This is a genomic window from Salmonella sp. 32031103-2018-00083-FB-01-SM-01 (assembly GCF_017571995.1).
Lineage (GTDB): Bacteria > Pseudomonadota > Gammaproteobacteria > Enterobacterales > Enterobacteriaceae > Salmonella > Salmonella enterica.
The window spans coordinates 246,195-271,955 of sequence record NZ_JAGEQL010000005.1 but is presented as its reverse complement, the minus strand read 5'-3'; the positions used below and the strand labels follow the sequence as shown (position 1 = coordinate 271,955).

The following is a 25,761-nucleotide window of genomic DNA, read 5'->3' as shown; positions in this document are numbered from 1 at the left end:
TACTCAAGTATTTAAGGACAACACTAAAGGGTTTTACACATGTCAGAACAAAATAACACTGAAATGGCTTTCCAGATCCAACGTATCTATACCAAGGATGTTTCTTTCGAAGCGCCAAACGCACCGCATGTTTTCCAGAAAGATTGGCAGCCAGAGGTTAAACTGGATCTTGATACGGCATCTTCCCAACTGGCGGATGACGTTTATGAAGTTGTGCTGCGTGTTACCGTAACGGCTTCCCTGGGGGAAGAAACCGCGTTCCTGTGCGAAGTTCAGCAGGCCGGTATTTTCTCCATCAGCGGTATTGAAGGTACTCAGATGGCGCATTGCCTGGGCGCATACTGCCCGAACATTCTGTTCCCGTATGCTCGCGAGTGCATCACCAGCCTGGTTTCACGCGGTACGTTCCCGCAACTGAACCTTGCGCCGGTCAATTTTGATGCGCTGTTCATGAACTATTTGCAGCAGCAGGCTGGCGAAGGTACTGAAGAACATCAGGATGCCTGATGAACCAAAGTAATGCGTCAATGACAGTCATCGGTGCCGGCTCGTACGGCACCGCCCTTGCCATCACTCTGGCGAGAAACGGCCACCAGGTTGTCCTGTGGGGCCACGACCCAAAACATATCGCGACCCTGGAGCACGATCGCTGCAACGTCGCGTTCCTTCCCGATGTGCCTTTTCCCGATACGTTACACCTGGAAAGCGACTTAGCAACCGCGCTGGCGGCCAGTCGTAACATTCTGGTGGTGGTGCCAAGCCATGTTTTCAGCGACGTGCTGCGGCAGATTAAACCGCTGATGCGTCCGGATGCGCGTCTGGTATGGGCGACCAAAGGCCTGGAAGCGGAAACGGGGCGCCTGTTGCAGGATGTCGCTCGCGAAGCGTTAGGCGATCAAATCCCGCTGGCGGTGATTTCCGGTCCGACGTTCGCTAAAGAGCTGGCGGCGGGTTTGCCGACGGCAATCTCGCTGGCCTCAACCGATGAGACCTTTGCCGACGATCTCCAGCAACTGTTGCACTGCGGAAAAAGTTTTCGCGTCTATATCAATTCGGATTTTATCGGCGTGCAGCTTGGCGGCGCGGTGAAAAACGTGATTGCGATTGGCGCGGGGATGTCTGACGGCATCGGCTTCGGCGCGAACGCCCGCACGGCGCTAATCACGCGTGGACTGACCGAAATGTCGCGGCTTGGCGCAGCGCTTGGCGCCGATCCCGCCACCTTTATGGGGATGGCGGGTTTAGGCGATCTGGTGCTGACCTGTACCGACAACCAGTCGCGCAACCGTCGTTTTGGCATGATGCTTGGCCAGGGCATGGACGTTAAAGGCGCGCAGGATAAGATTGGCCAGGTGGTCGAAGGCTATCGCAATACGAAAGAAGTTCGTGAATTGGCGCACCGTTTTGGTGTTGAAATGCCAATAACCGAGGAAATTTATCAAGTATTGTATTGCGGAAAAAACGCGCGCGAGGCAGCATTAACGTTATTAGGTCGCGCCCGCAAGGAAGAGCTGAGTCGCCACTAGCCGTAAGGAACTGTTTGCATAAACGACCCAACCCGCACAGAACGGGTTGGTCGTTTTCTGCCCGTCTGGAGTAAGCCATGCCGTGTGAAGAACTGGAAATCGTCTGGAAGAATATTAAAGCTGAAGCCCGCGCTTTAGCTGACTGTGAGCCTATGTTGGCCAGTTTTTATCACGCCACTCTACTCAAGCATGAAAATCTGGGCAGTGCGCTGAGCTATATGCTGGCAAATAAACTGGCTTCGCCCATCATGCCCGCTATCGCTATCCGTGAAGTAGTTGAAGAAGCCTATGCCGCCGACCCGGAAATGATCGCGTCGGCAGCCTGCGATATTCAGGCCGTGCGCACTCGCGATCCGGCGGTGGATAAATACTCCACGCCGTTGTTATATCTGAAAGGCTTTCATGCGCTACAGGCCTACCGCATTGGTCACTGGTTGTGGAATAAAGGTCGCCGCGCGCTGGCTATCTTCCTGCAAAATCAGGTTTCGGTCTCGTTTCAGGTGGATATTCACCCGGCAGCGAAAATTGGCCGCGGGATTATGCTCGACCATGCCACCGGTATTGTGGTGGGGGAGACGGCGGTTATTGAAGATGATGTGTCGATTCTGCAATCCGTCACCCTGGGCGGTACCGGGAAAACGAGCGGCGATCGCCATCCTAAAATCCGCGAAGGCGTGATGATTGGCGCGGGCGCGAAAATTCTCGGCAATATCGAGGTGGGGCGCGGCGCGAAAATTGGCGCAGGTTCCGTTGTTTTACAGCCTGTCCCGCCGCACACTACCGCTGCAGGCGTTCCGGCGCGTATTGTCGGCAAGCCGGGCAGCGATAAGCCGTCGATGGATATGGACCAGCATTTCAACGGGCTACACCATACGTTTGAGTATGGCGACGGCATCTGATTTCGAGCTATCTTACTTGCCATATTGAACCTGGGCTATGCTCGTCATCCTCTCGTATTGCGTGTACGCTCAGGTAGACAAGCGCAGTCCGTGTCCAATCTGGCTGCGCCGATAACGCTCGAAACGAATATTATCAATATTAATGTAGGCCGGATAAGGCGTCAGCCGCCATCCGGCACAAATCAACTGCGCAATACCGCGCCGGGATATCCTAACTGGCGCCACGCTTCATACACCACCACCGACACCGCATTCGACAGGTTCATGCTACGGCTATCCGGCATCATCGGAATGCGAATCTTCTGCTCTTTAGGCAACGCATCGAGAATGCTGGCGGGCAGGCCGCGCGTTTCCGGGCCAAACATCAAATAATCGCCATCCTGATAGCTTACGGCGCTATGGGCGGGCGTCCCCTTTGTCGTCAACGCAAACAGGCGCTGCGGATTTTCAGCGGCGACAAAGGCGGCATAATCGTGATGGCGCTGAACCGCGGCGAATTCGTGATAGTCCAGCCCTGCGCGGCGTAAGCGCTTATCATCCCAGGTAAACCCCATCGGTTCGATGATGTGCAGACGAAAGCCGGTATTGGCGCAAAGACGAATGATGTTGCCGGTATTCGGCGGGATTTCTGGTTCGAAGAGTACGATGTTAAGCATGATGCCCCCTTAAATGCGGGGGGCAGAATAGCAGAAATTTACCGGGCTCTCACGCGCCAGGCGTTCAGGCGGCATCGCCTTTGCTCATTGGCGCCAGCGCGGCGGGCAAACTTCTCCCCAGTTCCTGCACCAGTGAATCGCCACTGATTTCGCTAATGGATTTCGCGCCGGTCAGGGTCATGGCGACTTTCATCTCTTTCTCGAGCAGGTCCAGCAGGTTGGCGACACCCGCTTTTCCTGCCGTCGCCAGCGCGTAGAGATAGGCCCGACCCAGCAGTACGGTATCGGCCCCCAACGCAATCATACGCACGACATCCAGCCCGTTACGAATCCCGCTATCCGCCAGAATGGCGATATCACCTTTCACCGCATCGGCAATGGCGGGCAGGGCGCGGGCGGAAGAGAGCACGCCATCGAGCTGGCGGCCGCCGTGATTCGACACCACAATACCGTCAGCGCCGAAACGTACCGCATCGCGGGCATCTTCTGGATCGAGGATCCCTTTGATCACCATTGGGCCGTCCCAGAATTCGCGTATCCACTCCAGATCTTTCCAGGAGATGGACGGATCGAAGTTATTTGCCAGCCAGCCGATATAGTCCTCAAGGCCGGTCGGTTTACCCAGATAGGCGGAAATATTGCCTAAATCATGCGGGCGACCGTTCAGGCCGACATCCCACGCCCATTTAGGGTGCATCACCGCCTGCCAGTAACGGCGCATGGCCGCGTTTGGGCCGCTCATCCCGGAGTGGGCGTCACGGTAGCGCGCGCCCGGCGTCGGCATATCCACGGTAAAGACCAGCGTGGAGCAGCCCGCCGCTTTTGCTCGTTCCAGTGCATTACGCATAAAGCCCCGGTCACGCAGTACATAAAGCTGGAACCACATCGGGCGCTTAATGGTTGGTGCAACTTCTTCAATCGGACAGACGGAGACGGTGGAAAGGGTGAACGGAATGCCCTTTGCGTCTGCGGCGGCGGCGGCCTGTACTTCGCCGCGACGGGCGTACATGCCGCACAGGCCTACCGGCGCTAATGCCACCGGCATCGACAACGTTTCGTTAAACAGGGTCGTTTCCAGGCTTAAATCGGACATATTTTTCAGCACGCGCTGGCGCAGAGCGACTTGCGACAGGTCTTCCACATTTCGGCGCAGGGTATATTCCGCATACGCGCCGCCGTCGATGTAGTGGAAGAGGAAAGGAGGCAGTGTGCGCTGAGCTGCGGCGCGATAATCGCTGGCTGCTGAAATAATCATGATTTATTCTCCCTGGTCATCTCATTATGGTCGCCGGGCAGGCGGGTAATACGCGCCTGGCGGGCCTGGTCTTCATCAAATCGTTTAATCGTGGTGTGGACAAAACTGAGGTGCGCCATCATCGCTTTACGCGCGCCGTCGGCGTTACCGTCCAGAATGGCGTCCATCACCGCCTGGTGTTGTTCCGTCAGCTTTGAGAATACGGGCGGAACGAGATACATACGCTGGCGACTCTGTTTGACGGAGGATTGCAGGACGTCGAAGAAACCGCGCATGGTTTGCAACAGCACCACATTGTGCGAGGCTTCCGCGATCGCCAGATGAAAGCGCACGTCGGCCTGGGAGGCGAGATCCGGGTCTTCGCTGAGCGTCGCATCAAAGCAGAGTCTGATCTTCTCTTTGTCGGCGCTGGTGGCCCGCATGGCGGCGTGCCAGGCCGTACTGGCTTCAATGGCGTGGCGGGCTTCCAGAATGTCGAAGCTGTAATCAGGATCGTCCGCCAGCAGGGTTTTCAGCGGCTGAACGATATTCTGTTCAGACCAGGTTTCGTGTTGCCAGCGGACAAATGTCCCGCCGCCGCGACGACTCACCAGCACGCCTTCACTGACCAGCTTCGCCAGCGCTTCGCGTAAAGAGTTGCGTGATACGCCAAGCTGTAGAGCCAACTGGCGCTCGGCGGGCAATTTCATGCCCGCTTCCAGGTTTTGTTCTTCAATCAGCGCCCGCACGCGAGAGGCAATCTCGTCGGACAGGCGTTTTGGCATCACAATCACGGAATCATCCAGGTTAAGACATAGGCCTGCAGGGTGGTAATCACCCCCACCATGCAGGTGAAAATCAGGCTATGTTTCACGGTAAAGCGGAACAGATCAGACTCTTTCCCCACTAATCCCACTGCCGCACAGGCGATGGCGATAGATTGCGGCGAGATCATCTTGCCGGTCACGCCGCCGGTGGTATTTGCCGCCACCATCAGCACATCCGAAACGCCGATTTGCTGCGCCGCGGTAGCCTGTAGAGAGGCAAACAGCGCGTTAGATGAGGTATCCGAGCCGGTCAGGAATACCCCCAGCCAGCCGAGGAACGGCGAGAAGAACGTGAAGGCGCTGCCGGTGTGCGCCAGCGCTAACGCCAGCGTGGAGGAAAGCCCGGAATAGTTCGAGATAAACGCGAACGCCAGCACCATGCCGATGGAGTAAATCGGCAACGCCAGCTCTTTCAGCGTGCTGCCGAAGGTCTGGATTGCGGCTGAGGGTTTCATTTTCAGCCAGACGATAGACAACAGCGCGGCAAACAGGATCGCTGTGCCGGTGGCGGAGAACCAGTCAAATTTATACACCGCCGCGTAAGCGGTCGCTTCGTGTACGACTGGCGGCATACGGGCGACCAGTTTATCGAGATACGGTACCGGAACGTTAATTACCCAGTCATACAGCGCGCCGCCGGGGGCAAACAGCGCTTTGAACGGCGGTATGCTCCAGAGAGTGACCGTGGCGGTCAGGAACAGGAACGGCGACCAGGCGCGAACAATTTGTCCTGTCGTATAACGGGTACGGGCCAGCGTCTGATCGACCTGCGACGCGCCCATATCGCCGAAGCGGAAGATGCGTACCGGCTGCCAACGTTTGAGGAACAGCGTCAGACACACCAGAGATACCAGAGAAGAGATAATGTCCGGCAGTTCCGGCCCGATAAAGTTGGAGCTGAGATACTGGGCGATAGCAAATGAACCGCCAGAGACCATTACCGCAGGCCAGGTTTCTTTCACGCCGCGCCAGCCGTCCATAATCGCCATAATCCAGAACAGCACGATAATGGTCAGGAATGGCAACTGGCGGCCTACCATCTGACCGATTTCAAAGCTGTCCAGGCCCGTGACCTGTCCGGCAACCAGAATCGGAATACCCATCGCGCCAAAGGCGACCGGCGCGGTATTTACAATCAGACACAGCCCTGCCGCATACAGCGGATTAAAGCCCAGACCCACCAGCAGCGCGGCGGTTATCGCCACCGGCGCGCCGAAACCCGCCGCGCCTTCAAGAAACGCGCCGAAGCAGAAGCCGACAATCAGCATTTGCAGACGTTGATCGGGGGTAATCGACAGAATTGACGAGCGGATAATGTCAAACTGCCCGGTCTTTACCGAAATTTTATAGACGAAGACCGCGGCGATGATTATCCAGGCAATCGGCCATAGCCCATAGAAGAAGCCATACACGACTGATGCCAGCGCGTGATCGACCGGCATTTTATAGAACAGCAGCGCGACGGCGAGCGCGATAACCACCGTCCACGAAGCGGCAACGTAGCCTTTCAGCTTGAGTTTAATCAGGGCGAAAAAGAAGAACAGGATTGGGAGCGATGCGATCAGGCTGGAAAGCCAGATATTACCCGCCGGGTCATAGTTTTGTTGCCAGAGGTTCATTGCAGGTCTCCTGAGAACCACACGCATAATGGGATGAATCTTTGCTCATCTCGTTGGGGTCACATTATGTGTAAAAGTGGTCCTGCCAATATTGTTGTGTATGGATAATGACAATGAATAGTTAAACAGATGTTATTTATTGGCAACGATATTGTAGGGGTAATTTAATGAAATGTGAACATGTGGTCGCATTCAGCGGGAATTGGTAGGTCCAATTAAGGGGTGAGGACAACAAAGGGAAGTGAAAAGGCAATGGCATAATGCCATTGCCTTTGATGTCGGGAGTATTGTTATTCCATTACCACTGGAAGCCAGCGCCAATAGCTGCAGAGTAATCGCCCTGGCTGTTACTGGTTCCTTGCAATTTATACACCCAGCCCCCGCTTTCACTTACCATGGAGACACCAATAGCGACGGCACTTTCACCATTAAATGTACCGCCAGCAATCGAGGTCATGTTGGCACCTGGGGCGTAGGCTTGTGGCAGACCGGCCATGGCCATCGCTGAGGCGATACCGCCGCTCATCTTGTTTTCTACCCCTTTGATTTTGCTGTTCATTTCACCCATTTTCTGGTCGGTATAGGTGTTTGCTTCTTCGACGCTGCGTTTCAATTGCGCATAGTTAACCGCATCCGTATCGTTCACCGCCGCTGAAACATTGCCGATCCGAGTGGTACCGCCACTCCCGTCTCCCAGGTTGAGCACGCTATAGTTAACCGAACCATCTGCATTGGTTTCATAACGCACGGAGCCTGCTTCTGAAGCTTTCAGTTGCGCCACATTAACCGCGTCAGTGTTGTTCACCCCTGCGGCAACGTTGGTAATACGGCGTTGTTGGGTAGAAGAGCCGACAGACACAGTATTAGCTTCATCTGCGACTGAATTTGTGCCCAACGCTACGCTGTTTTCAGCGGCAGCAATAGAGCCAGATCCAATCGCGACGCTGTCCGCACCCTGGGCATTTGCATCTACGCCATCAGTGTTGGTCTTGAAGTACTTGGTGCTACCGGTAGTGACGATATCGCCAATGCCGTTTTCAATATTGGTGACGCGAGTATCAAGACTACTCACCTGCGTGTTCAGGTTATTAATGCTTTCGGTATTTGCGGCAACACGGCTGTCGGTGACTTTCAATTGACTAACGTTTACGGCATCGGTGTCTGCCGAACCCGCCGCGACGTTAGTGATCTGACGTTGACCGTCTTCACTGCCGACAGAGAACTCACCGACAGAGTTCTGCGGTGTGTCCATGTTGTAGGCGGTGTAGTCAGTCTGTGCGCCGCGAGTGGTCTGAGAACCATTACCCATTGCAATACTATTTGCATGGTTGGCGCGTGCGTTAGAACCGATAGCAATACCGTTGATGGCATCAGCCATCACCAGTGTATTCAGACCAATACCAATACCTGCATCAGCATTGACGATGGTTTTCGCACCCATTGCCAGTGAGTCAGTCCCGACAGCCAGTGAATCTTCTTCCGTTGAGTTTGCGTGGTAGTACTTGGTCGGTGTAGTGGCGACCGCACCAATGGCATTTTGTAACTGACGAACTGTTACCGCATCTTGCGCTTCAGAGCCGTCCGCAACGTTGGTAATTTGACGATAGCTTATTCCATCCGTCCCCAATGACAACGCGCCCAGCAACTCTCTGTCTGTTGTATTGTAGCCAATGACGACGCCATCGCTTGTTACGCTCGTTGCTCGTATACCTGATGAAATAGCGCGGTTAGAGGTGGAGCCACTGCCCAAAGCGATGCTGCCATCAATGCTGCTGCTGCTGTTCTCTCCAAGCGCCAGACTCGAAGCACCGGATGCGACGGCGTTGTAACCCACTGCCGTTGCGCCGTTACCCGTTGCGTATGCATCCTGGCCTTCAAGCCCGTTATCATTCGTACGGATGTATTTCACGCCGGTACCATTTTCCGTGATATAGGTTTCGCTGGTATCGCCGGCTAGTTGGCTAATAGATTCATTATACTGAGAAATCAGCATGTTAGTTTCATAAAGCTGAGAGCCATTAACAGCGTCAGTACTGTCACTGGCGATTTCACCTGCTGCCACATTGGTTATCTTATTGGTACCGCTGGTACCGTGGCTGGCGCTGAACGCACCCTCTTCGTCATCCCAGCTCAGTGCATCGGTACCAAGATTGGTGATGGACGTATTGATATCCGCGATAGCAGAGGTGTTTTGATCTACCTTCTGGTTGGTTTCATACAACTGTGAGCCGTTTACCGCGTCTGTACTGTCCTCAGAAAGCGCCCCGGCGGCGACATTGGTTATTTTACTGATGCTTCCACCGTGGTTTGCGCTGAAAGCGCCGATGTCTTCGTCCCATAACAGAGCGTTATCAGTGAGGCCGGTAATGGACGTATTAATGTCGGAGACAGAAGTATTCAGGTTCTCAATCGCGGTGCTGTTCTGAGTGATGTTGGTGGTATTGGCAGCGATATCGGTCGTGTTCTGATCCACTTTTTCATTGGTTTCGAACAGCTGCGATCCGTTAACGGCGTCGGTACTTCCTTCAGACAGCTCCCCGGCGGCAACGTTGGTGATTTTGTTTGTTGTACTACTTCCGTGGCTGGCAGAGAACGAACTCGTTGTCTCATTCCAGCTCAGGTTGTCAGAGCTAAGGTTAGTGATGGACGTATTAATATCTGCGATAGCAGAGGTGTTTTGATCCACCTTCTGGTTGGTTTCATACAACTGGGAGCCGTTCACCGCGTCTGTACTGTCTTCAGAAAGGTCACCGGCGGCGACATTAATGATTTTGCTGGCGTTTCCGTTGCGGTTAGCGTTGAATGCGCCAGAGGCTGCATCCCACAGCAGTGCATCGTCGGTGAGCGTGGTGACGGAGTTGCTCAGGTTGTTGATACTGGTGGTGTTGGTGGCGATATCAGTGGTGTTCTGGTTGATGCTGGTTGTATTGGCAGCGATATCCGTGGTGTTCTGCGACACATTTTCGTTGGTGGCAAACAGCTGGGAGCCGTTAACAGCATCGGTGCTGTCCGCGGCCAGGGTGCCCGCCGCCAGATTGGTGATCTTGCTGTTGCTTCCGTTGTGCTTAGCGCTGAATGCGCCAGAGGCTGCATCCCACAACAGGGCATCGTCGGTGAGCGTGGTGACGGAGTTGCTCAGACTGTTGATATTGGTGGTGTTGGTGGCAATATCAGTGGTGTTCTGGTTAATGCTGTCAGTATTGGCAGCGATATCCGTGGTGTTCTGAGACACATTTTCATTGGTGGCAAACAGCTGGGAGCCGTTAACGGCGTCGGTGCTGTCCGCGGCCAGGGTACCTGCCGCCAGATTGGTGATTTTGCTGTCGCTTCCGCTGTGGTTGGCGCTGAATGCGCTTGCGCTGCCATCCCACAACAGGGCATCGTCGGTGAGCGTGGTAACGGAATTGCTCAGGCTGTTGATATTGGTGGTGTTGGTGGCGATATCAGTGGTGTTCTGATTGATGCTGGCCGTATTGGCGGCGATATCGGTTGTGTTCTGGTTAATGCTGTCGGTATTGGTAGTGATATCAGCGGTGTTCTGATCCACTTTCTCATTTGTATCAAACAACTGGGAGCCGTTAACCGCATCAGTGCTGTCTGCGGCCAGGGTACCTGCCGCCAGATTGGTAATCTTGCTGTCGCTTCCGCTGTGGTTAGCGCTGAATGCGCTTGTGTTGCCATCCCACAACAGCGCGTCTTCGGCTAATCCTGCGACAGAGGCCTCTGTATTCGTGATAGAAGTGTTAAGTGCGCTTAACGCACTGCCTACGTTATTGTAGATGCCTGTGCCCACCTTGTAGAGGGGCGCATTCACTGTACCATCAGAATTAACGGAAGCCCCTCCGCCTAGTCGATCGGCGACGGATTGACTTAAAGAATAAATTTGCGCACCTGTAACGGCATCGGTACTGTTGGCATTGATGTCGCCTTTAGCAACGTAGGTGATCTGTCGCTGAGTGGTGCTGTTACCCACGGCGACCGAATTGTCTTCCAGAGCGGTAGAGCCCGCGCCAAGGGCAACTGAGTTGGTGCCTATCGCTTGTGCGCCATTACCAAATGCAGCGCTGTCGTCGCCGCTCGCAGTGGCTTGATAACCTAATGCAGCGGAAGTTGCTCCGCTTGCGACAGATTTATAACCTAATGCAACCGAGTTTGCGCCGCTCGAATCGGCATACACGCCCATTGCCATCGAATAACTCCCGCCAGCTGAGGATGAGGCCCCCATCGCAATAGCCCGGTCACCGGCTGAAACGGATTTTACGCCAAGCGCTAGCGAAGAGTTGCCGGTGGACTGGCTGTATGAACCAATGGCGGTACTCCATTTCCCCATCGCGGAGGCGTGATAACCCATTGCGGCGCTTGCGCCATCAACGTTGGTGTAAGTATTGGCTGTGGCATCGGTACCAATTGCAATCCACCCTGTTCCTGCAGTGGAGTCGGATGGAGTAACACCGCTGCCAGTATCTTTACCTGCATTGGCCAATACATCCGCAGAGACCATAATACTGCTAAGACTGATGAGTGCGGAAACCGCCAGCTTTCTGCGGCCGCTTTTTTTGCCGCGGCTTTTTGCGGTTTCGCTGGTGACAACAAATGTTCCCGTAGCGGCATTCCAGAGGACTTTAAATATTCTGTTCATGGATAAGTGCTTTCCTTTTCTAAAATAGTTGTATCAATGGCTATTATTTTTTTGGCTTCTTTTTCGTATCATTAATAGGTTGTATGCTGTCGAATATGACATTCTCCATGTTAATACCTATTTTTAGATACTTAAGATTATTGGGCGATACGCCTTTTAATGTTAGCGTGACGTTTGTCCATGTTCCCGGTAAAAGTTCGATTGTCGAATCCATTTTCGTGTTAAGCAGGAGTTGTTTCCAGCGAGGCAGATCTTTTGCCTCGGAAGGTTTTTTCGTACCCCATGTCATATTAAACGCAAGGTTTGATACGGGAATGCTGAGTAAGTTAACCAAATCAAGATGAATAACACTTCCATCATCTATTGGCTCAATAGATAGAATACGCCCGGCTAATCCGATATTGCCGTTGTTAATAATAAAATAGCGCGTTTGTGATGGATCCAGTTCTGTGTAGTCGAATAGCCGTTGTTTGCGTTCAACGCGGCCAACGACTTCGGCGACCTTTTGGGTCGTGTTGATAATCGTAGTTTGTTGTTTTTCTAACAGATTTATCTTTGCTTCTTGTTCTTTTTGTTGTTTTTCTAACAGATTTATCTTTGTTTCTTGTTCTTTTTGTTGTTTTTTCAGTTCTTCAACAAGGTGTTTATCTGCAAAGTAATCACAACCAGATAAAAAGAATGTGAATCCCAACGCAAGCAGGGGGATAAATTTTCCATTTTTGTGCATATAAAATATCCTTGTTAATAATTTATATAATATAAATAGTTAACCTGTTATTTATACAGCTAACTCATCATTTTGCGAGCATTGCCAATAGCCATTAATATATGGTTATAATTAAAACATTCATTGTTTCTATAGGAATGTGCAAATACCCGACGTTGTTTATCAATTATTCATAGCAATACTTTATAAAAATATAATTATAATATTTATGTATGAGCATTTTTTTTCATGGATGATAATGTTATTTAATTTTGCGGGTCAATCATATTCTGCGGGATATGAGAAAAGGGGATGAAAAAATTCATTGCATAAATACAAATAGGCATGATAGTGGAATTTTTCATCCCGAAAAAGCGGGGATTACCGTTAAAAATGAACTTGTATATAAGCGGTGTAAATACGTCTGGATAAAAATTCGGAATATAGCCCGATGCTCTCAAGACATCCTCCGTACACGGGTGTCCTGAGAGCCTGAGATGCGGAAGGTTTAGAACTCGCTCTTCGCGAACCCTGTCATCTCTTTGAGCCCCATTTCCCGGCCCAGCGCCGTCATCGGGTGCACCACGATCAGGCCGCGTACGCTTTTTTTGAGTTTGCCCATATCGGCCTGCTCTTTTTTAGTGATCGCGCGGCGAAACGGCAGGTTCATCAGCTTCTGCGCTTCTTTACTCAGTTTCTGGCTGTGTACTTCGCGCAGACGGATAATTTCTGCTTCCAGCGTCTCTTTTTCTTTTTCCAGCTCCGCGTATTTATCGGCGGATTCAACCAGAGAGAGACCTGCCTGCTGGTGGCGAATAGCGTCAAGACGATCGCTCAGGCGTTTAATTTCGTTTTTTTCAACTTCTTTCATGGGATTGCTTCTGATAGAAATGGGATAGATACCCTATAGTATGCGCGCAGTGAGTGATTCTTCACAACTCATGACGTAAAGATAATCAATTATGGCAAGTATTACACCGCTAATTATTTAGTTATCTCTTTGAGAATAAAATCTTTTTTTCGAAAGAAAAGATGAAGCGCCTTTTTTGCCGGCAAGAAAAGCGATTAAGCACATTTTCCTCAATGACAACGCTAAATTGATCCTAAACTCAAATAAGCGACCGCGGGAGTCAGACGCGGGTCACACATGGAGGATCTATCATGGCAAAAATAGGTGAGAACGTACCACTTCTTATTGATAAAGCCGTCGATTTTATGGCGTCCAGCCAGGCGTTCCGTGAATACCTGAATAAAACGCCGCCGCGTGATTATGTTCCTTCCGAGGTGCCGTCGGAGAGCGCGCCCATTTATTTGCAGCGTCTGGAATATTACCGGCGGCTGTACCGACCAAAAGAAGAAGAAAGAGGTTAACGGCGGGATTTACTTTTGAAAGGCCTTTTTTAAGCTGATTTTAGAAATCAGCTCGGTCAGGGAGAGAACCATCGTCGAACGCACCGCCTGCTGGTAGCGCTGAATTTGCATGGCGTAGAGCGCCGCGTCGGACGTATCAAAATGCGGCGGCGGCGGCAGCGCCATGACGCAGTGTAGTTCGCCAAACGGCCCGAGGATTTCATCGTCGGTAAAGGCGTACTCATTGCCGTCGTGATTCAGCTCTTCGCGCAGCGCCATTAACAGCTCCGCATCTTCATATTCGGTGCGGCTGAGTACGCCCAAGCCATAGATAAGTTTCAGACGTACCGAAAGATCGCCCAGCGGTCCGTCGCCGTCCAGCAACGGTTCCACAGCGTATTTCACCGCATAGTCGTCTTTGCGAAACACCTGGAGCACCAGAATATTCACCGCCTCGGTCAATAACTCGACGGCAGTAATCAGGAAGCTCCGTACGGTTTTGCCAGCATTCAGACGCTCAAGCACACGATTTTCAAAGGCCTGGGTTTGTTCCATTATTGCCTGCATATCTGACAATCTGTTATTTGGGCGCAGGCTAACCTGCGCCGGGTTCTGCGTCATTTGGTCGCGTTATAAGCGTTAACCGCCTCCGCCACCACATCGCTATTGGCATCCAGCCCGGAAATTTGCGCCAGAGCGGCCTGCGGGCCTTTTTCGTCAATCAGCGCGGCCAGTTCCTGTGCCTGCGGATCTTCTTCACTACGGAAATGCATCGCCGCCGCGATCCCTTTGACCAGATTCACATGCGGCAGACCATATTCCAGGGTGCCAAGCAGCGGTTTGATCAGACGGTCGCCCGCGCTGAGTTTGCGTAGCGGCTGACGTCCAACGCGCTCAACATCATCTTTCAGATACGGGTTTTCAAAACGACCGAGGATTTTCTGAATGTATGCCGCATGTTTGTCGGCGTCAAAACCGTAGCGTTTGATCAGCACCGCGCCGCTTTCTTCCATCGCGCCTTTCACCACCGAGCGAATACTCTCATCGAGAATGGCGTCGCGAATGGTTTGATGACCGGCTAATTTGCCGAGGTACGCGGTTATAGCATGACCTGTGTTCAGCGTGAAGAGTTTACGTTCGACAAATGCCATCAGGTTATCCGTTAACTCCATCCCCGGAATGGTCGGCAACGCGCCTTTAAACTGGGTTTTATCGACGATCCACTCGCTGAAGGTTTCTACCGTCACTTCCAGCGGGTCATGGGTGGCGGAAGCAGATGGCGGCACAATACGGTCAACGGCGGAATCCACAAAACCGACGTGCTGTTCAACCCAGGCTTTATCGCCACCCGCCAGCGCGTTCATTACATGGCCTTTGAGCTGTGTGGTGCCGCGCACCATGTTTTCACAGGCGATGATATTCAGCGGGGCATCCACGCCCTGCGCCTTACGTTTTACCAGCCCTTTAGCGATGGCCGGAGCGATACGCTCAAGCACAACCGGACCCACGGCAGTAGTGATTAAATCAACGTGGGCAATCAGGTCGACAACATCATCGCCGATGCTGCTGACAGCGTTGACGCCGGAAACGGTATCCACCTGCTCATTTTCACCCACAACATGAACCTGATAGCTATGACGGGCATTCAGGGCATCGAGTACGACCTGGTTTACATCCGCAAACGTCAGTTGTATCCCCGCGTCAGCCAGCAGTTTGCCGATAAAGCCACGACCGATATTACCTGCGCCAAAATGTAATGCTTTCATAGTATTAACCTTCATTAATGTTTTTACCCGAGAGGGCTGGGGTGAGGGACTGCATAGATTTCCCCTCAACCTAACCCTCTCCACAAGGGAGAGGATTTTGTAGGCCCGGTAAGCGTGAGCGCCACCGGGCAATAACGCTTACTTACGACCTGCCAGCAGTTCCAGCACTTCATCCACGCTGGTGGTGTGCGCCAGACGTTCGATCACGGATTCATCATCCAGCGCGTTGGTCAGACTAGTGATGACCTGGATGTGCTCATTGTTACGTGCGGCGATACCAATGACCAGACGGGCAATATCGTCTTCTTCTTCACCGAAGCGTACGCCTTCCGGATACTGGCAGAACACCACGCCGGTTTTCAGCACGCGGTCTTTCGCTTCTACCGTGCCGTGCGGTACTGCGATGGATTCACCGAGGTAAGTCGGCGTCAGCTTTTCGCGGTCCAGCATCGCCTCGACGTATTCCGGCTCAACATAGCCGCCTTTCACCAGTTGTTCACCGGCAAAGCGAATCGCCTCTTCTTTGTTAGCGGCTTTACGGCCCAGGAAGATATTCTCCGCGCCCAGCTTGAACAGGTTGTTATCACCCTCCTCAAAGCTGTCTTTCAGATGGTCGCGTACTTTCTCTTCATTAGTATTGTGGCGCTGTGCGGCAACCAGACGTTCGGTCAGGCTGGTGTACAGGCCGCTATCCAGGAAGTTGGTCAGCGAAATATGCTGCGCCTGCGGTACCTGACGCATCGCGCGCTCGGTAAGGTCACGGTGAGTAATGACCAGATCCACATCCGGCGGCAGATTGTTAATGGCGCTGTTGGTGACGGAGATCTGGCTCAGGCCCGCATCCTGTACTTTCTTACGCAGTACCCCTGCGCCCATCGCGCTGGAACCCATACCGGCATCGCAAGCCACGATGATTTTACGCACATGGCTCAGGTCGTTGGTCACGTCGCCAGCCGCCAGCGGAGAGGCGCCTTTAGATTCCGCTTTCATGTCCTGCATACGACGGGTGGCCGCTTCAATGTCATCTTCTTCTTTCACTTTGCTGGTTTTCAGCAGAATTGCAGACACCACGAAGGAAACCGCCATTGCCGCCACGATGGCAGCGATGTTAGCGAAGTAAGCGCCTTTTGGCGTCATCGCCAGTACCGCCAGAATGGAACCCGGAGATGCCGGAGAGACCAGACCGCCGTTCAGGATGGTCAGGGTGAATACGCCGGTCATACCGCCGAGAATCACCGCCAGAATCAGGCGTGGGTTCATCAGCACGTACGGGAAGTAGATCTCATGGATACCGCCCAGGAAGTGGATAATTGCCGCGCCGCCCGCAGACTGTTTAGCGCTGCCACGACCGAAGAACATGTACGCCAGCAGGACGCCCATCCCCGGACCCGGGTTAGCTTCAATCAGGAAGAAGATGGATTTACCCATCTCATGGGACTGCTGGATACCCAGCGGTGAGAAGATGCCGTGGTTAATCGCGTTATTGAGGAACAGGATTTTCGCCGGTTCAACAAAAATGGACGCCAGCGGCAGCATATCGTGCGCCACCATGAAGTTAACGCCCGCCGCCAGAATTTTGGACAGGACTTCAACCGCCGGACCAATACCGAGGAACGCCAGGATGGCGAGGATCATACCGATGATGCCAGCGGAGAAGTTGTTCACCAACATCTCAAAACCGGATTTGATCTTACCGTCTACCCAACTGTCGAATTTCTTAATGCAGTAGCCGCCTAATGGACCGGCGATCATCGAGCCGAGGAACATCGGCATATCCGCGCCGACAATAACGCCCATGGTAGTGATAGCGCCCACTACGCCGCCGCGTTCGCCGCCAACCAGACGACCGCCGGTATAACCGATGAGCAGCGGCAGCAGGTAGGTGATCATCGGACCAACCAGTTTCGCCAGCGTTTCGTTAGGCAACCACCCTGTTGGAATAAATAATGCGGTGATAATACCCCACGCGATAAACGCGCCGATATTAGGCATCACCATATTGCTGAGGAATCGACCAAAGCTTTGCACTTTGATCTTAATATCGGATGACATAAAAACACCCCTTCTTATGTTGCTGTCGCGCAGGCTGAAAGCCCGAGGTTTGTTAATGTAGCGGCAGAGGTAGCCGGACCCTGTAGTGTAGATACTGCGCAATCTGGCACTGAATCGTTCAACTGTCCAGACAGGGACAATTTATGTGATTTGTGTCACATAAATATAGGGGGTAGAGAGGTAATTGATGTGATATTGATCACAAAGTGGCTGTGTAAAAAAACAACGAATCTAATTTTTAGCTCTTAAAAGGCAATTTTATGTGAGATATTTCACATTTTTATTTTGGTGCTTTGTTGAATTTTTGTGATCTTCTTCACAAGAAATTTTAAGCCCGGGTAACGTCAATACGATCCGGCAAACATTTTGTCGCGAGCCTTCTCACGTTATGTCATTCAGCAACCTCTTTTTGCGTCTCTTTTCGTCTTATTTGAGCCATACTATGATTTTTACTGGTTGGCAAAAAGGACACGGCATGAAACTCATCGGTAGCTACACCAGCCCTTTTGTGCGCAAAATCTCTATTCTGCTGCTCGAAAAGGGCATTACCTTCGAATTTATTAATGAATTACCCTACGAGGCGGATAACGGCGTGGCGCAATACAACCCTCTGGGTAAGGTGCCAGCGCTGGTGACGGAGAAAGGGGAGTACTGGTTCGATTCGCCGATCATCGCGGAATATATTGAGCTGTTGGATATCGCGCCAGCGATGCTCCCGCGTGACCCGATGGCAGCGCTTAAAGTTCGCCAGCTCGAAGCGTTGGCTGACGGTATTATGGATGCAGCGTTGGTGTCTGTACGCGAACAGGCGCGCCCGGCGGCGCAACAATCGGAAACGGAACTGCTGCGCCAGCGGGAAAAAATCAACCGCAGCCTGGATATGCTCGAAAGTTATCTGAGCGACGGGACGCTAAAAACGGATACGGTCAATCTGGCGACTATCGCGATTGCCTGTGCGGTAGGCTATCTCAACTTCCGCCGGGTCGCGCCTGGCTGGTGCGTTAGCCGCCCCCACCTGGTCAAACTGGTCGAAACGCTTTTTCAACGCGAAAGCTTTGCCCGCACCGAAGCGCCAAAGGCTTGACGCGCATTATGTCCGCCTGAGCAAACTCACGTTACAATCCCCCTTATGTCGATATCCCTCTCCCGCCAGGAGAGGGCCACCAACAGCCAGGCATTTTCATGACAAGCGAAACGCGTACACTCTACAGCCAGCTTCCTGCTATCGATCGCTTATTGCACGATAGCGCTTTTCTTTCTCTGCGCGATCGGTATGGCCATACCCAGGTGGTTGATCTGCTTAGGCGGATGCTTGACGACGCGCGCGACGTCATCCGGAATACGCAAACACTTCCCGACTGGTACGCAGACTGGGCGCAAGAGGCGAAACTCCGGCTGGAAAATGCGGCGCAAAGCGCGCTGCGCCCGGTGATTAACCTGACGGGGACGGTGCTGCACACCAACCTTGGCCGCGCATTGCAGGCGCAAGAAGCGATTGAGGCGGTAACGCAGGCGATGCGCGCGCCGGTGACGCTGGAATATGATTTGGATGGCGCCGGGCGGGGGCATCGCGACCGGGCGCTGGCGACGCTGTTATGCCGTATCACCGGGGCGGAGGACGCCTGTATCGTCAATAACAATGCGGCGGCGGTATTGCTGATGCTGGCGGCGACCGCCAGCGGCAAAGAGGTGGTGGTTTCGCGTGGCGAGCTGGTCGAAATCGGCGGCGCGTTTCGTATTCCGGATGTTATGCGCCAGGCGGGCTGTACGCTGCATGAAGTAGGCACCACCAACCGGACGCACGCGAAAGATTACCGTCAGGCGGTAAATGAAAATACCGGGCTGTTGATGAAGGTGCATACCAGTAATTACAGCATTGAGGGCTTTACCAAAACGGTAGAGGAAGCGGAACTGGCGGAAATCGGGCGAGAGCTGGATATTCCGGTGGTGGCGGATCTGGGCAGCGGTTCGCTGGTGGATTTAAGTCAATATGGCTTACCCAAAGAGCCGATGCCGCAGCAGCTCATTGCCGCAGGCGTCAGCCTGGTAAGCTTCTCCGGCGATAAGTTGCTGGGCGGGCCGCAGGCCGGGATCATCGTCGGCAAAAAAGCGATGATTGCCCAACTGCAAAGCCATCCGCTGAAACGCGCTCTGCGCGCGGATAAAATGACGCTGGCGGCGCTGGAGGCCACGTTACGTCTGTATCTGCACCCGGAAGCGTTGGCGGAGAAATTACCCACCCTGCGTCTGTTAACCCGCAGTGAAGCGTCGATTCGCGAACAAGCGCAGCGGTTACAGGCGCGGCTGGCGGCACGTTACGGCGATGAATTTGCGCTGGAGGTTAAACCCTGCCTGTCGCAAATCGGTAGCGGTTCATTACCGGTAGACCGCCTTCCCAGCGCCGCCATGACCTTTACCCCGCACGACGGGCGCGGTAGCCGGCTGGAGGCGCTGGCGGCCCGCTGGCGCACGCTGCCTGTACCGGTCATTGGCCGAATTTATGATGGCCGTTTATGGCTGGATATGCGCTGTCTTGAAGACGAAAGCCGGTTTATGGAGATGATGCTGAAATGATTATTGCAACTGCCGGACACGTAGACCACGGTAAAACGACGTTGCTCCAGGCGATTACCGGAGTCAATGCCGATCGCCTGCCGGAAGAGAAAAAACGCGGGATGACTATCGATCTGGGCTACGCCTATTGGCCGCAGCCGGATGGTCGTGTGCTGGGCTTTATCGATGTGCCTGGGCATGAAAAATTCCTCTCTAACATGCTGGCGGGCGTAGGCGGTATCGATCACGCTTTGCTGGTGGTCGCCTGTGATGACGGCGTCATGGCGCAAACGCGCGAGCATTTACAGATCCTGCAACTGACGGGCAATCTCCAGCTCACCGTCGCGCTGACCAAAGCCGATCGCGTGGACGAGGCGCGTATCGGTGAAGTACGTGAAGAGGTACTGGCGGCGCTCGACAACTATGGCTTCGCCGATACCGTTTTATTTGTCACCGCCGCCAATGAAGGACGCGGTATTGCAGAACTTCGCGCTCATTTACAGCAGCTTCCTGCACGTTTGCACGCCGCGCAGCATCGTTTCCGTCTGGCTATCGACCGTGCGTTTACGGTGAAAGGGGCGGGACTGGTGGTGACCGGAACGGCGTTGAGCGGAGAGGTGAAGGTAGGTGATACGCTGTGGTTAACCGGAGTAAATAAACCGATGCGGGTGCGTAGCCTGCACGCACAAAATCAGCCTACCGACCATGCGCACGCTGGGCAACGTATTGCGCTCAATATTGCGGGCGATGCGGAGAAGGAACAGCTTAACCGCGGCGACTGGCTGCTTTCCGATGCGCCGGTGGGGGAAGCTTTTTCCCGGGTGATCGTTTCTCTGGCACTTCATGCGCCGCTTTCCCAATGGCAGCCGCTACATATTCACCATGCCGCCAGCCATGTGACCGGTCGCGTCTCTTTGCTGGAAGGCGGGCTGACCGAGCTGATCTTCGATACGCCGTTGTGGCTGGCCGATAACGACAGACTGGTGCTGCGTGATATTTCCGCACGCGCCACCCTTGCCGGCGCACGCGTGGTGACGCTTAAGGCGCCGCGTCGCGGTAAACGTAAGCCAGATTATTTGCACTGGCTTTCAACGCTTGCCGCCGCGCAGGACGATAGCGCGGCGTTGGCCATTCATCTGGAACGCGGCGCCGTCAACCTGCCGGATTTCGGTTGGGCGCGTCAGCTTAATCCTCTCGGTATGCGTCAGCTTATTGAGCAACATGGTTTTATCCAGGCCGGAGACAATCTGCTAAGCGCGCCCGTCGCCGCCCGCTGGCAGCGTAAGATTCTCGATACGCTGGCGACCTACCACGAACAGCACCGCGATGAACCGGGGCCGGGACGCGAGCGTTTACGCCGCATGGCCCTGCCAATGGAAGATGAAGCGCTGGTCCTGATGCTGATCGAGCGGATGCGCGACGACGGCCTGATTCATAGCCATCACGGTTGGTTGCATCTGCCGGATCATAAAGCGGGATTTAGCGATGAGCAGCAGGCCGTCTGGCAAAAAGTTGAACCGCTATTTGGCGATGAGCCCTGGTGGGTACGCGATCTGGCGAAAGAAACCGGAACGGAAGAACAATTGATGCGGCTGGTGCTGCGGCAGGCGGCACAGCAAGGCATCATTACCGCGATCGTAAAAGATCGGTACTATCGTAACGATCGGATTGTCGCTTTCGCCAATATGATCCGCGAGCTGGATCAAGAGAGAGGATCAACGTGTGCGGCGGATTTTCGCGACAGGCTGAATGTAGGGCGGAAACTGGCTATTCAGATCCTTGAATATTTTGACCGGATTGGATTTACACGGCGTCGTGGGAATGATCATTTATTACGTGATGCGTTATTATTTCCGCAAAAAGAATGAAATGGTTAAATTAAATCAGAAATGAATCAATACAATTATTGAGTTGATTTATAAAAGCACATCAGGAAATTAACCTAATGTGCTTTTTATTTTTCTGACTTCTTAAAATAGTCATCGTGATCATATTATTAGGATAATTTCACCCGTATTCTTCGCACCTTATTCTGGTAATTAAGGACAGTATAATGGCAGCTTCAACGTTTTTTATTCCTTCCGTGAATGTAATTGGTGCCGATTCATTAAAGAACGCAATGAATACGATGGCGGAATATGGTTTTCGCCGTACATTAATTGTTACGGATGCTATGCTGACAAAATTAGGGATGGCGGGTGATATTCAAAAAGCGCTACAGGAACGTGATATTTTTAGCGTGATTTATGATGGTACGCAGCCTAACCCTACCACCAGCAATGTGGCAGCTGGGTTGAAGCTTCTGAAAGAAAATGGCTGCGACAGCGTTATCTCGCTGGGCGGCGGTTCCCCGCACGACTGTGCGAAAGGTATCGCTCTGGTGGCGGCGAATGGCGGCGATATTCGTGACTATGAAGGCGTTGACCGCTCCGCGAAACCGCAGTTGCCGATGATTGCGATTAATACGACCGCCGGCACCGCGTCTGAAATGACCCGTTTTTGTATCATCACCGACGAAGAACGTCATATTAAAATGGCTATCGTCGATAAACACGTTACGCCGCTGCTCTCTGTCAACGACTCCTCTTTAATGGTTGGTATGCCGAAATCCCTGACGGCGGCAACCGGTATGGATGCGTTAACCCACGCGATTGAAGCTTATGTTTCCGTTGCGGCAACGCCTATTACCGATGCCTGCGCGTTGAAAGCGGTAACGATGATTGCGGAAAATCTGGTTGTTGCGGTTGAAGAGGGGAGCAATGTCCAGGCGCGTGAAGCGATGGCTTATGCTCAGTTTCTGGCGGGAATGGCGTTTAACAATGCGTCGCTGGGCTACGTTCATGCTATGGCGCACCAACTTGGCGGTTTCTACAACCTACCGCACGGCGTATGTAACGCGGTTCTGCTGCCGCATGTGCAGGTATTCAACAGCCAGGTAGCGGCGGCTCGCCTGCGTGATTGCGCAGCGGCGATGGGCGTCGATGTATCAGATATGAGCGAGGCGGAAGGCGCGCAGGCGTGTGTGGCGGCCATTCGCCAACTGTCGCAGAAAGTCAACATTCCGGCGGGACTGCGCGAGCTAAACGTGAAGGAAGAAGATATCCCGGTTCTGGCGACCAATGCTCTTAAAGATGCCTGTGGTCTGACGAACCCGATTCAGGCGACTCACGATGAGATTGTGGAAATTTATCGCGCGGCGATGTAACGCCTTTGCCCGGTGGCGCGGACGCTTACCGGGCCTGCGTAGACGATGCAGGCCGGATAAGGCGTAATACGTTAGCTTCGGTCGAGCTTTTGCTGCGCCAGCCAGACGGCGCCCAGCCTGCCCGCCTGATTTCCCAGTTGGCAGGGCTGAATCGGCACCTGGAGCGCCTCCCACATTTCAAACGTTTCAAGATGCCGCGTCAGGAGCGGGTAGAGCTTTTCCTGTTCGCTTATTCCTCCGCCGATCAGCACCACGCCCGGATCAAACATAGAGATCACGCTGTAAACGCCGCGTGACAGATAACGCGCCCAGTCATTGACCGCCTCACGCAGATGAACATCGGTCGCCATTCGTTCGAAGATCACATCCGCAGGCGGCATCTCTTCGGCAGGCTGCGCCAGCGCCTGGCGGCACGACGCCATTAATCCGCTGGTTGACGCGATTTTATGCATACTTTCGCCATTGTTCCCGACCGGCATGACGCCGAATTCACCGGCATGGAAATGTGCGCCGCGATACAGTTCTCGTCCGACGATAATACCGCCGCCAATGCCGGTTCCAATGGTGATACAGACCAGATTGTCATAATGCTGCCCGGCGCCTCGCCACATTTCGCCCAGCGCCGCGCAGTTCGCGTCGTTCTCCACGACCAGCGGCAGATCGGTCAGCCCGCTGAACAACTCCATCAGGTTGACGTCATCCAGGTAAGCCAGCGCGCCCGCTTTTGCCGCATGACCGTTATGGGGATTAATATGGCCGGGGAAACTGACCCCGATTGCCGCAATGTCATAGTCCTGTTGGCAACGCGCCACCACATCCTGCCATTTGCGGGTAAACGTGGAGGCGTCCTCTGGCGTATCGAATTGATGATGGGTTAATTCTTCGCCGTCACTGTTAATCACGCCATATTTGACGTGAGTTCCTCCCACATCAATGCCGATATATTGCTGCATAGTGTTCTCCGTACGTTAAACAGGCACCTGTTTAGTATGGCTAAAACCAGACGGAGAAACGTAAAGGAAAGTAATTCGTGATTGCTGTCGTAAAGCGGAAAACCATTGGCGAAAAATTCACCAGTACCGTCTACCCTTGTGGAGTACCTTTACAATAAGGAGTTGGTCATGACGAACAATCCCCCTTCAACACGTATTCAGCCAGGTGAATACGGGTACCCACTGAAATTAAAAGCCCGCTATGACAATTTTATTGGCGGTGACTGGGTTGCGCCCGCCGACGGCGAATATTATCAAAACCTGACGCCAGTGACCGGCCAGCCGCTATGTGAAGTCGCTTCCTCCGGTAAAAAAGATATCGATTTAGCGCTCGACGCCGCGCATAAGGCGAAAGATAAGTGGGCGCATACGTCAGTACAAGACCGTGCCGCTATCTTGTTTAAGATCGCCGATCGGATGGAACAAAACCTCGAACTGTTGGCGACAGCGGAAACCTGGGATAACGGTAAACCGATTCGTGAAACCAGCGCCGCCGACGTACCGCTGGCGATCGATCATTTCCGCTATTTCGCCTCCTGTATACGTGCGCAGGAGGGCGGGATCAGCGAAGTTGATAGCGAAACCGTGGCCTACCATTTTCACGAACCGCTTGGCGTCGTGGGGCAGATAATCCCGTGGAACTTTCCGTTGTTGATGGCAAGCTGGAAAATGGCGCCAGCGCTGGCGGCGGGTAACTGCGTGGTGCTTAAACCGGCACGCCTGACGCCGCTTTCCGTTCTGCTGTTAATGGAAGTCATTGGCGATCTGTTACCGCCGGGCGTCGTCAACGTCGTGAACGGCGCGGGCGGCGAGATCGGTGAATATCTGGCGACCTCGAAACGTATCGCGAAGGTGGCGTTTACCGGTTCGACGGAAGTGGGTCAACAGATCATGCAGTACGCCACGCAGAATATTATTCCGGTGACGCTGGAGTTAGGCGGTAAATCGCCAAATATCTTCTTTGCTGACGTGATGGATGAAGAAGATGCGTTCTTTGATAAAGCGCTGGAGGGTTTTGCCCTGTTTGCCTTTAACCAGGGCGAGGTGTGTACCTGTCCAAGCCGTGCGCTGGTCCAGGAGTCCATCTATGAGCGCTTTATGGAGCGCGCTATTCGCCGGGTAGAGAGCATTCGCAGTGGGAACCCGCTAGATAGCGGTACGCAAATGGGGGCGCAGGTCTCCCACGGCCAGCTTGAGACTATCCTCAATTATATCGATATCGGTAAAAAAGAGGGGGCCGATATTCTGACCGGTGGGCGACGCAAGGAGCTGGATGGCGAACTTAAAGAGGGCTATTACCTTGAGCCCACTATCCTGTTTGGTAAGAATAATATGCGCGTCTTTCAGGAGGAGATCTTTGGCCCGGTGCTGGCGGTAACCACCTTTAAAACCATGGAGGAGGCGCTGGAAATCGCTAACGATACGCAGTATGGCCTCGGCGCAGGCGTCTGGAGCCGCAACGGCAATCTGGCTTATAAGATGGGTCGCGGCATTCAGGCCGGGCGCGTATGGACCAACTGCTATCACGCCTATCCGGCACACGCGGCGTTTGGCGGCTATAAGCAGTCGGGCATCGGGCGCGAAACGCATAAGATGATGCTGGAACACTACCAGCAAACCAAGTGTCTGCTGGTGAGCTATTCCGATAAGCCGCTGGGGCTGTTCTGACGCAAGAGGTAATGCCCGATGGCGCTTCGCTTATCGGGCCTACAAAAATTCATCGCAATGTACTGATAT

General features: G+C 53.4%; 20 protein-coding genes. 9 read left to right on the top strand and 11 right to left on the bottom strand.

Going from position 1 to position 25,761, the window contains the following annotated elements:
* The first annotated feature begins 39 nt into the window (after positions 1–39).
* From secB to cysE, 3 genes are all read left to right on the top strand, one after another.
* Positions 40–507, top strand: a complete 468-nt coding sequence (gene secB / locus J4614_RS16225; RefSeq protein WP_000003370.1) for a protein-export chaperone SecB — start codon at positions 40–42, stop codon at positions 505–507.
* Complete coding sequence (gpsA, locus tag J4614_RS16220; protein ID WP_001076597.1) at positions 507–1,526, top strand: NAD(P)H-dependent glycerol-3-phosphate dehydrogenase; 1,020 nt, start codon at positions 507–509, stop codon at positions 1,524–1,526. The genes secB and gpsA overlap by 1 nt, the downstream gene beginning before the upstream one ends.
* Before the next feature lie 77 nt (positions 1,527–1,603).
* Positions 1,604–2,425, top strand: a complete 822-nt coding sequence (cysE, locus tag J4614_RS16215) for a serine O-acetyltransferase (RefSeq protein ID WP_001112114.1) — start codon at positions 1,604–1,606, stop codon at positions 2,423–2,425.
* Between the two features lie 182 nt (positions 2,426–2,607).
* Here the strand turns inward: cysE and trmL are convergent, their stop codons facing one another.
* The 7 genes from trmL to J4614_RS16180 all read right to left on the bottom strand — a co-directional run bounded on the left by trmL (position 2,608) and on the right by J4614_RS16180 (position 12,977).
* A complete protein-coding gene (gene trmL, locus J4614_RS16210) occupies positions 2,608–3,081 on the bottom strand; it encodes a tRNA (uridine(34)/cytosine(34)/5-carboxymethylaminomethyluridine(34)-2'-O)-methyltransferase TrmL (protein ID WP_000932335.1) in 474 nt (157 codons plus the stop codon).
* Between the two features lie 64 nt (positions 3,082–3,145).
* The gene (gene lldD / locus J4614_RS16205; RefSeq protein WP_000586996.1) at positions 3,146–4,336 is read right to left on the bottom strand and encodes an FMN-dependent L-lactate dehydrogenase LldD; all 1,191 of its coding nucleotides are present in this window, start codon (positions 4,334–4,336) and stop codon (positions 3,146–3,148) included.
* On the bottom strand, positions 4,333–5,109 hold the full coding sequence (gene lldR / locus J4614_RS16200; RefSeq protein ID WP_000636700.1) for a transcriptional regulator LldR: 777 nt from the start codon (positions 5,107–5,109) through the stop codon (positions 4,333–4,335). The genes lldD and lldR overlap by 4 nt, the downstream gene beginning before the upstream one ends.
* Entirely contained in the window at positions 5,106–6,761 is a 1,656-nt protein-coding gene (lldP, locus tag J4614_RS16195; protein WP_001055308.1) for an L-lactate permease, read from the bottom strand. The genes lldR and lldP overlap by 4 nt, the downstream gene beginning before the upstream one ends.
* Before the next feature lie 298 nt (positions 6,762–7,059).
* Positions 7,060–11,400, bottom strand: coding sequence for a trimeric autotransporter adhesin SadA (gene sadA / locus J4614_RS16190; RefSeq protein ID WP_208293243.1), 4,341 nt, complete (start codon positions 11,398–11,400; stop codon positions 7,060–7,062).
* A 43-nt stretch (positions 11,401–11,443) separates the two neighbouring features.
* The gene (locus tag J4614_RS16185) at positions 11,444–12,127 is read right to left on the bottom strand and encodes a DUF3251 domain-containing protein (RefSeq protein WP_000549447.1); all 684 of its coding nucleotides are present in this window, start codon (positions 12,125–12,127) and stop codon (positions 11,444–11,446) included.
* 487 nt (positions 12,128–12,614) lie between these two features.
* Positions 12,615–12,977, bottom strand: coding sequence for a YibL family ribosome-associated protein (locus J4614_RS16180; protein ID WP_000665687.1), 363 nt, complete (start codon positions 12,975–12,977; stop codon positions 12,615–12,617).
* Positions 12,978–13,267: 290 nt separating this feature from the next.
* Between J4614_RS16180 and J4614_RS16175 the strand changes: the two genes are divergently transcribed.
* Positions 13,268–13,477 (top strand): hypothetical protein, encoded by a 210-nt coding sequence (locus J4614_RS16175; protein ID WP_001062558.1) that lies wholly within the window; start codon positions 13,268–13,270, stop codon positions 13,475–13,477.
* Positions 13,478–13,486: 9 nt separating this feature from the next.
* On the opposite strand, the gene mtlR is transcribed toward J4614_RS16175, so the two are convergent.
* From mtlR to mtlA, 3 genes are all read right to left on the bottom strand, one after another.
* Positions 13,487–14,077, bottom strand: a complete 591-nt coding sequence (gene mtlR / locus J4614_RS16170; RefSeq protein WP_000193201.1) for a mannitol operon repressor MtlR — start codon at positions 14,075–14,077, stop codon at positions 13,487–13,489.
* On the bottom strand, positions 14,074–15,222 hold the full coding sequence (mtlD, locus tag J4614_RS16165; RefSeq protein WP_023215199.1) for a mannitol-1-phosphate 5-dehydrogenase: 1,149 nt from the start codon (positions 15,220–15,222) through the stop codon (positions 14,074–14,076). The genes mtlR and mtlD overlap by 4 nt, the downstream gene beginning before the upstream one ends.
* 138 nt (positions 15,223–15,360) lie before the next feature.
* Positions 15,361–17,274 (bottom strand): PTS mannitol transporter subunit IICBA, encoded by a 1,914-nt coding sequence (gene mtlA, locus J4614_RS16160; protein WP_000093291.1) that lies wholly within the window; start codon positions 17,272–17,274, stop codon positions 15,361–15,363.
* A gap of 475 nt (positions 17,275–17,749) precedes the next feature.
* Here mtlA and J4614_RS16155 point away from each other — a divergent pair, with 475 nt between their 5' ends.
* The 4 genes from J4614_RS16155 (at position 17,750) to yiaY (ending at position 23,032) form a co-directional block, all read left to right on the top strand.
* The gene (locus tag J4614_RS16155) at positions 17,750–18,358 is read left to right on the top strand and encodes a glutathione S-transferase (protein WP_000766675.1); all 609 of its coding nucleotides are present in this window, start codon (positions 17,750–17,752) and stop codon (positions 18,356–18,358) included.
* Between the two features lie 98 nt (positions 18,359–18,456).
* The gene (selA, locus tag J4614_RS16150) at positions 18,457–19,848 is read left to right on the top strand and encodes an L-seryl-tRNA(Sec) selenium transferase (RefSeq protein WP_000200188.1); all 1,392 of its coding nucleotides are present in this window, start codon (positions 18,457–18,459) and stop codon (positions 19,846–19,848) included.
* The gene (gene selB, locus J4614_RS16145; RefSeq protein WP_208293242.1) at positions 19,845–21,695 is read left to right on the top strand and encodes a selenocysteine-specific translation elongation factor; all 1,851 of its coding nucleotides are present in this window, start codon (positions 19,845–19,847) and stop codon (positions 21,693–21,695) included. The genes selA and selB overlap by 4 nt, the downstream gene beginning before the upstream one ends.
* A 185-nt stretch (positions 21,696–21,880) precedes the next feature.
* Complete coding sequence (gene yiaY, locus J4614_RS16140; protein WP_000741491.1) at positions 21,881–23,032, top strand: L-threonine dehydrogenase; 1,152 nt, start codon at positions 21,881–21,883, stop codon at positions 23,030–23,032.
* Positions 23,033–23,103: 71 nt separating this feature from the next.
* On the opposite strand, the gene J4614_RS16135 is transcribed toward yiaY, so the two are convergent.
* Positions 23,104–23,985 (bottom strand): ROK family protein, encoded by an 882-nt coding sequence (locus J4614_RS16135; protein WP_001188272.1) that lies wholly within the window; start codon positions 23,983–23,985, stop codon positions 23,104–23,106.
* Between the two features lie 168 nt (positions 23,986–24,153).
* Between J4614_RS16135 and aldB the strand changes: the two genes are divergently transcribed.
* Complete coding sequence (aldB, locus tag J4614_RS16130) at positions 24,154–25,692, top strand: aldehyde dehydrogenase AldB (protein ID WP_000183988.1); 1,539 nt, start codon at positions 24,154–24,156, stop codon at positions 25,690–25,692.
* Positions 25,693–25,761: the final 69 nt, after the last annotated feature.